Source organism: Streptomyces aureus (assembly GCF_001418135.1).
Lineage (GTDB): Bacteria > Actinomycetota > Actinomycetes > Streptomycetales > Streptomycetaceae > Streptomyces > Streptomyces aureus_A.
On record NZ_LIPQ01000296.1, the window covers coordinates 1 to 7,461 of the forward strand.

Sequence of the window (7,461 nt, forward strand, 5' to 3'; positions counted from 1 at the left end):
CCGGTCCCCCGGCGGGGGCTTTCGTGCGCGCGGGCCCGCCGGACCGCCGGGCCTCGCGCGCACAGGCCGTAGGGTGGGGTTCACCGATTCGGCCCAAGGTCAGGGCCCCGTCGAAGGGATGCGTACGCGATGGCGATCGAGGTCGGCACCGAGGCCCCGGATTTCGCGCTCAAGGACAACCACGGGCGCACCGTCCGGCTCTCCGACTTCCGCGGCGAGAAGAACGTGGTGCTGCTCTTCTACCCCTTCGCCTTCACGAGTGTCTGCGCGGGCGAGCTCGGCGAGCTGCGCGACAACCTGCCGGCGTTCGTCAACGACGACACCCAGCTCCTCGCCGTCTCCAACGACTCCATCCACACCCTGCGCGTCTTCGCCGAGCAGGAGGCCCTGGAGTACCCGCTGCTCTCCGACTTCTGGCAGCACGGCGAGGCCTCCCGTGCCTACGGTGTGTTCGACGAGGAGAAGGGCTGCGCGGTGCGCGGCACCTTCATCATCGACAAGGAGGGTGTCGTCCGCTGGACCGTCGTGAACGCCCTGCCGGACGCACGCGACCTCGGCGAGTACGTCAAGGCCCTCGAAGCGATCTGACCTCCGCCGGGAACGCCGCCGGGAGCCTCCGGCGGCGCGGTCCGGGAGCCCTCCGGGACCCGACACCCGGATTCACCGGGCGAATCGACTGTTTCGAGCGGGAACCCGTCACTAGGATCCACTCGTTGATCCGATGCCAACGCACGACTGGGGGCGCTGCCCCTGGAAACCACATGGAGGGACTCGTGGGAGTCAGCCTCAGCAAGGGCGGCAACGTCTCGCTGACCAAGGAGGCCCCTGGCCTCACCGCCGTGACCGTCGGTCTGGGCTGGGACGTCCGCACCACCACCGGTACGGACTTCGACCTCGACGCCAGCGCCATTCTGGTGAGCGCGGAGGGCAAGGTCCGCAACGACCAGGACTTCGTGTTCTTCAACAACCTGAAGAGCGCCGACGGCTCCGTCGAGCACACCGGTGACAACCTCACCGGCGAGGGCGAGGGTGACGACGAGCAGGTCAAGGTCAGCCTGGCCACGGTGCCGGCCGACGTCGCCAAGATCGTCTTCCCGGTGTCGATCTACGACGCCGAGAACCGCCAGCAGTCCTTCGGCCAGGTGCGCAACGCGTTCATCCGCGTCGTGAACCAGGCCGGCGGCGCCGAGATCGCCCGGTACGACCTCTCCGAGGACGCCTCGACCGAGACCGCCATGGTCTTCGGCGAGCTGTACCGCAACGGCGACGAGTGGAAGTTCCGCGCCGTCGGCCAGGGCTACGCCTCGGGCCTGCGCGGTATCGCGCAGGACTTCGGCGTCAACGTCTGAGCCGAACCGTTCCAACCGTCCGGCGCCGCACATCCCGTGCGGCGCCGGACGTGCCTCATCACCACCGGGGAGGAAACGAATCATGGGCGTCACGCTCGCCAAGGGAGGCAACGTCTCCCTCTCCAAGGCCGCACCCAACCTCACCCAGGTCCTCGTCGGGCTCGGCTGGGACGCGCGCTCCACCACCGGAGCTCCCTTCGACCTCGACGCCAGCGCGCTGCTGTGCCAGGGCGGACGGGTGCTCGGGGACGAGTACTTCGTGTTCTATAACCAGCTGCGCAGCCCCGAGGGCTCGGTCGAGCACACCGGCGACAACCTCACCGGTGAGGGCGACGGGGACGACGAGTCCCTGATCGTGGACCTCTCCAAGGTGCCGGCCCACTGCGACAAGATCGTCTTCCCGGTGTCGATCCACGACGCCGACAACCGCGGCCAGAGCTTCGGGCAGGTCAGCAACGCGTTCATCCGCGTCGTGAACCAGATGGACGGTCAGGAACTCGCGCGTTACGACCTCTCCGAGGACGCCTCCACCGAGACCGCGATGATCTTCGGCGAGCTCTACCGCTACAGCGGCGAATGGAAGTTCCGCGCGGTCGGTCAGGGGTACGCGTCAGGGCTGAGAGGCATCGCTCTAGACTTCGGGGTCAACGTTTCGTAAAGCCGCGTAATTCACGATGGGGCAAACAGTGGTTCTGAAAACCTTCGGCTGGTCGTTCGCCATCACGGCGCTCGGCCTGGTCGCAGCGGTGCTCTACGGGGGGTGGGAGGCGTTCGGGATCGTCGCGATCCTGTGTGTCCTCGAGATCTCGCTGTCCTTCGACAATGCAGTGGTCAACGCCGGAATCCTGAAGAAGATGAATGCCTTCTGGCAGAAGATCTTCCTCACCATCGGTGTGCTCATCGCCGTCTTCGGCATGAGGCTGGTCTTCCCCGTCGTGATCGTGGCGATCAGTGCCAAGATCGGCCCGATCGAGGCCGTCGATCTCGCACTCAACGACGCCGAGCGCTACGAGCAGCTCGTCACCGACGCCCACCCCTCGATCGCGGCCTTCGGCGGGATGTTCCTGCTGATGATCTTCCTCGACTTCATCTTCGAGGACCGTGACATCAAGTGGCTCGGCTGGCTGGAGCGCCCGCTGGCCAAGCTCGGCAAGGTCGACATGCTGTCGGTCTGCATCGCCCTGGTCGTCCTGGCGATCAGCGCCATGACCTTCGCGACCCAGGCCCACCAGCACGGCGGCACGCACATCGACGCGGCGTCGACCGTCCTGCTCTCCGGCGTCTTCGGCCTCATCACGTACCTCGTCGTCGGCGGTCTCTCCGGCTACTTCGAGAACAAGCTGGAGGAAGAGGAGGAGCGCGAGCACGAGGCCGAGGAGGAGGCCAAGCGCAGCGGCAAGCAGGTCGGCGTCGTGCAGCTGGCCGGCAAGGCCGCCTTCTTCATGTTCCTCTACCTGGAGGTCCTGGACGCGTCGTTCTCCTTCGACGGTGTCATCGGCGCCTTCGCCATCACCAACGACATCGTCCTGATGGCGCTCGGCCTCGGCGTCGGCGCCATGTACGTCCGTTCGCTGACGGTCTACCTGGTCCGCCAGGGCACCCTCGACGACTACGTCTACCTGGAGCACGGCGCGCACTACGCGATCGGCGCGCTGGCCCTGATCCTCATGGTCTCCATCCGCTACCAGATCCCCGAGGTCATCACCGGTCTCATCGGTGTCGCCCTCATCGCCTGGTCCTTCTGGTCCTCCGTACGGCGCAACAAGGCGCTCGCGGCGGCCGAGGGCGGGTCGGGTCCCGCGGGGGACAAGACCGAGGTGTCGTCCGGGGTGTGACACCCCCGGCAATGAGGAACGCTTCACTGCGGGGCGGTCGGTGCACCCGGCCGCCCCGCAGGCATGTGCGGTGTCGGTGATCAGCGGTGCCGGCGAACAGTGGGGCCGGCGATCAGTGGGGGGTGAAGGCGGCATGGCCTTCTGGGACAACCTTTTTCCGGGGAGGACGGCGTCGCAGTTCGACTCGGGCAGCGCCGCGTCGAACACGATCGATCTGACGAAACGGCGCCCGTCCGTCTCGCTCACCAAGCAGGGCGCCGCCACCGGCAACCTCCGGGTGAACCTCTCGTGGCGGATGCGGACCTCCGATCTCGAAGGACGCTCCCGGCAGAGCGGCCGGCTGCTCCGCAACCCGTCCCAGTTCTTCAAGCCCGAGGTCGTGCAGGCGCACACCCAGGGCATGGTCAACGTCGACCTGGACCTCGGCTGCCTCTACGAGCTCGCCGACGGCAGCAAGGGCGTGGTGCAGCCGCTCGGCGGCTTCTTCGGGGACCTGAACGGCGCGCCGTACGTGAAACTCAGCGGCGACGACCGCTTCGGCGGCTCCTCCGGGGAGACGATCTTCGTCAATCTGGACCACAAGGACGAGATCAAGCGCCTGCTGTTCTTCGTGTACATCTACGACCAGACGCCGGCCTTCGACCGGACGCACGCCAAGATCACGCTCTATCCGAGCAACGGCCCCCGGATCGAGATCGATCTCGACGAGCGGGCCCCGCAGGCCCGCTCCTGCGCGGTCTTCTCCGTGGAGAACGCCAAGGGCGAGCTGACGGTCCGCCGCGAGGTGCGCTTCGTGTACGGCTTCCAGGCCGAACTGGACCGGCTGTACGGCTGGGGTCTCCAGTGGGGGCGCGGCTACAAGACCAAGGCGTAGCCGGTTGACCGCGTCCGTATGGCCGCCCCCGGGCCACCCTCCGGGAGTGCCGGGTCCCTCAGGACCTGACGAACTGGGGGCCCATCGGCGGCATCCGGAACTCCGGTGCCGGGTTCTGCTCGGGGGCGGTCACCGGCTGCGGATAGCCGTACGCGGGGGCCGGGGCGGTGTTCACCGGCTGCTGGGGGTAGCCGTAGGCGGGCGCCCGGTCGGGCATGGGCGGCGGCACGGTCGGCTGCGGGGGCACGGGTACGGGGGTGTGGACGACGGTCAGGTCGAGGTCCGGGTCGCCGACACCGGAGGCGACAGTGGCCGCCGTGGCCCCCTGGGCCCCGCCGGGGGAGCCCTGACCGCCCGGGACCTCGCGGAAGCCGCCCTGGGCCTCCTGGGAGCCGTCCTGGGCGCTCTGGGCCTCCTCGGCGGCCTCCTGCGCCGCGTCCTGCGCGTCCTCGTCGACCGAGATGCCGAAATCGGTGGCGAGGCCGACCAGGCCCGTCGGATAGCCCTGACCCACGGCACGGAACTTCCAGCCGTCCCCGCGGCGGTACAGCTCGCCGCAGATCACGGCCGTCTCCTCGCCCGTCTCCGCCGTCACGGAGAACAGGGCCAGTGCCTCGGCGTCGGGTCCCGCCGTCGCGTCGTACAGCAGGATCCGCAGGTCGGAGACGGAGCGGAAGGTGCCGCCGTCGGAGGAGGCCGCGATCACCACCCGGTCGACGGAGGGGTCGAGGCTTCCGAGGTCGGCTTCCACGGTGTCCGTGAGACCCTTGGAGTCACGCTTCTTCGGCAGCCGTCGCACCAGGCCCGAAGGGTGGCGCGGCTGGTTGTAGAAGACGAAGTCCTCGTCGGACCGCACCCGGCCGGAGGGCCCCAGGAGCAGGGCCGAGGCGTCCACGTCGGGGACCCCGGAGCCCGGGGTCCAGCGGAGCACGGCCCGTACGGCCGCGGTGTCGAGAGGGACGTTGGAGCCCTTCAGCATCGCGTGCGTCATGACCGTAATCCTGCCCTCCCGGCAGACCCGCGGACAACGCGGGGGCGTCACCTGTCGCGGGGCGGCGTGACGGACGCCGACGAGTTACCTGGATTTCATGCTCGAAGGGAACTGAGGACACCCGCACCTACGTACTATTACCGGCCACATGTCGTCAGGTTCCAGAGAGGTAGACGGGGGACTTATATGCGTCATTTCGGGCACATCCCGTCCGCGGCGCGGGCCGGTCTCTTCCATCGGGAACCGGCCGCGTTCACGGCAGATTCGCCCGCGCGCACGCTCGCCGTGGCCCTGGGGGCCACGCTCTACAGCCCGGCCACCCGGCCCAGGCTCGCCGACGACGTGCGCAAGCAGGCGGCCCGTGGAGTGGTCTCCATGGTGCTCTGCCTGGAGGACTCCATCAGCGACGCCGATGTCGAGGCGGGCGAGGACAACCTCGTACGCCAGTTCGCCGACCTCGCCGATCACTCCGCCGGGACCGTGACGGACGCCGACACCGCCACGGGCACCGCCGCGGATCTGCCGCTCCTCTTCATCCGGGTCCGCGATCCGCGCCAGATCACCGACCTCGTCGCCCGGCTTGGAGAAACGGTCCGCCTACTGTCCGGATTCGTACTGCCCAAGTTCACCGAGGCACGCGGCCAGGCCTTCCTCGAAGCGCTCGCCCTGGCCGAGCGGACGAGCGGACGGCGTCTCTTCGCCATGCCCGTCCTGGAGTCCCCCGAGCTCCTCCACCTGGAGACCCGGGCCGAGACCCTCGCCGGCATCGTCTCGATCACCGAGAAGTACCGCGACCGGGTCCTCGCCCTGCGCCTCGGCGTCACCGACTTCTGCTCCGCCTACGGGCTGCGCCGCTCGCCCGACATGACCGCCTACGACGTCAAGATCGTCGCGAACGTCATCGCCGACGTCGTCAACGTCCTCGGCCGCTCCGACGGCACCGGCTTCACCGTCACCGGACCCGTCTGGGAGTACTTCCGGCCCGGCGAGCGCATGTTCAAGCCCCAGCTGCGCCGCAGCCCCTTCCTCGAAGGCCGCGCCGAGGACCTGCGCACGGCCCTCATCGAACACGACCTCGACGGCCTGCTGCGCGAGATCGAACTCGACCGCGCCAACGGCCTGCTCGGCAAGACCTGCATCCATCCCACCCACGTGGTGCCGGTGCACGCCCTCTCCGTGGTCAGCCACGAGGAGTGGAGCGACGCCCAGGACATCCTGAGGCCCGAACAGGGCGGCGGCGGAGTGCTCCGCTCCGCCTACACGAACAAGATGAACGAAGTGAAGCCGCATCGCGCGTGGGCCGAACGCACCCTCCTGCGCGCCGAGCTCTTCGGCGTCGCCAAGGAGGACGTCGGCTTCGTGGATCTGCTCACCGCCGGACTTGCCGGCTGACGAAGGGACGTCGACGACGTGGTGTGGACCGGAACGTGGGTCGCGGAGCGACTGGGCGTCGAACTGATCGGCGACGAGGCGCTACCGGCCCTGTTGGGCCTCGCACTGCGTCGCAACCCCAAACGGGCCCATCTGCTGGTCTCCAGCGTGCTCGGCAAGCACGTGCCGCAGCGGCCGTCCGTGGTCTACGGCTCCGGCCTCGACCTCGGCCGGCGCGTCCGCGCGCTCCTCGGTGACGAGGAGGCCGCGCGCGCGGTCGTCCTCGGGTACGCCGAGACGGCCACCGCCCTGGGCCACGCCGTCGCCGACGGCATCGGCCTCGCCCCGTACCTCCACTCCACCCGGCGGCCGGTGGCCGGAGTCGCCCGCGCGGGCGGTTTCGAGGAGTCCCACTCGCACGCCACCTCGCACCTGCTGCTGCCCGAGGACCCCAAGCTGCTCGCCGGCGACGGCCCGCTGGTCCTCGTCGACGACGAGTTCTCCACCGGGAACACCGTCCTCAACACCGTACGGGCCCTGCACGAGCGCTACCCGCGCGACCGGTACGTCGTCGTCGCCCTCGTCGACATGCGCTCGGCCGCCGACCTCGGCCGCCTGGACGCCTTCGCGGCGGAGATAGGCGCCCGCGTCGACCTGATATCCGGCGCCGCCGGCACCGTACGCCTCCCGGAGGGGGTCCTGGAGAAGGGCCAGGCGCTGGTGGCGCAACACGAACGGGCGTACGGGCCGGGCACGGCGCCCGCTCCCGGCTCGGCCGCGGCCCCGCGTCGGCCCGCGCCCGTGCGCGTGGCGCTGGACTGGCCGGAGGGGCTGCCCGACGGCGGGCGGCACGGCTTCACACCCGACCAGCGGGACCGCCTGGAGGCGGCGCTGCCCGCGATGGCGGGCAGGATCACCGAGGCACTGCGCGACCCGGCCGCCGAGGCACTGCGCGGCCCGGCCGACCAGGCACAGCTCGCCGGGACGGCCGAGGAGCGGCCCGGCCCGTCCGCCGGGGAACTCTCCGTCCCGTCGGCCGGG

8 protein-coding genes are annotated in these 7,461 nt (G+C 69.7%); 7 read left to right on the forward strand and 1 reads right to left on the reverse strand.

What is annotated here, in order from left to right; genetic code table 11:
* Nucleotides 1–129 precede the first annotated feature (129 nt).
* From AOK00_RS23950 to AOK00_RS23970, 5 genes are all read left to right on the forward strand, one after another.
* Nucleotides 130–588: a peroxiredoxin gene (locus AOK00_RS23950; RefSeq protein ID WP_055602356.1), complete on the forward strand. Its 459-nt coding sequence runs from the start codon at nt 130–132 to the stop codon at nt 586–588.
* A 185-nt stretch (nt 589–773) separates the two neighbouring features.
* Nucleotides 774–1,349, forward strand: coding sequence for a TerD family protein (locus AOK00_RS23955; RefSeq protein WP_015033386.1), 576 nt, complete (start codon nt 774–776; stop codon nt 1,347–1,349).
* Between the two features lie 82 nt (nt 1,350–1,431).
* Complete coding sequence (locus AOK00_RS23960; protein ID WP_055602357.1) at nt 1,432–2,007, forward strand: TerD family protein; 576 nt, start codon at nt 1,432–1,434, stop codon at nt 2,005–2,007.
* A 28-nt stretch (nt 2,008–2,035) separates the two neighbouring features.
* The gene (locus AOK00_RS23965) at nt 2,036–3,184 is read left to right on the forward strand and encodes a DUF475 domain-containing protein (protein ID WP_055602358.1); all 1,149 of its coding nucleotides are present in this window, start codon (nt 2,036–2,038) and stop codon (nt 3,182–3,184) included.
* Between the two features lie 133 nt (nt 3,185–3,317).
* On the forward strand, nt 3,318–4,058 hold the full coding sequence (locus AOK00_RS23970; RefSeq protein ID WP_055602359.1) for a TerD family protein: 741 nt from the start codon (nt 3,318–3,320) through the stop codon (nt 4,056–4,058).
* 58 nt (nt 4,059–4,116) lie between these two features.
* Here the strand turns inward: AOK00_RS23970 and AOK00_RS23975 are convergent, their stop codons facing one another.
* Entirely contained in the window at nt 4,117–5,049 is a 933-nt protein-coding gene (locus AOK00_RS23975; protein ID WP_055602360.1) for a TerD family protein, read from the reverse strand.
* Nucleotides 5,050–5,235: 186 nt separating this feature from the next.
* Between AOK00_RS23975 and AOK00_RS23980 the strand changes: the two genes are divergently transcribed.
* On the forward strand, nt 5,236–6,441 hold the full coding sequence (locus AOK00_RS23980; RefSeq protein WP_055602361.1) for an HpcH/HpaI aldolase/citrate lyase family protein: 1,206 nt from the start codon (nt 5,236–5,238) through the stop codon (nt 6,439–6,441).
* A gap of 18 nt (nt 6,442–6,459) precedes the next feature.
* Nucleotides 6,460–7,461, forward strand: a 1,002-nt coding sequence (locus AOK00_RS23985; RefSeq protein WP_254047477.1) for a phosphoribosyltransferase domain-containing protein, incomplete at its 3' end; no start/stop codon positions are given.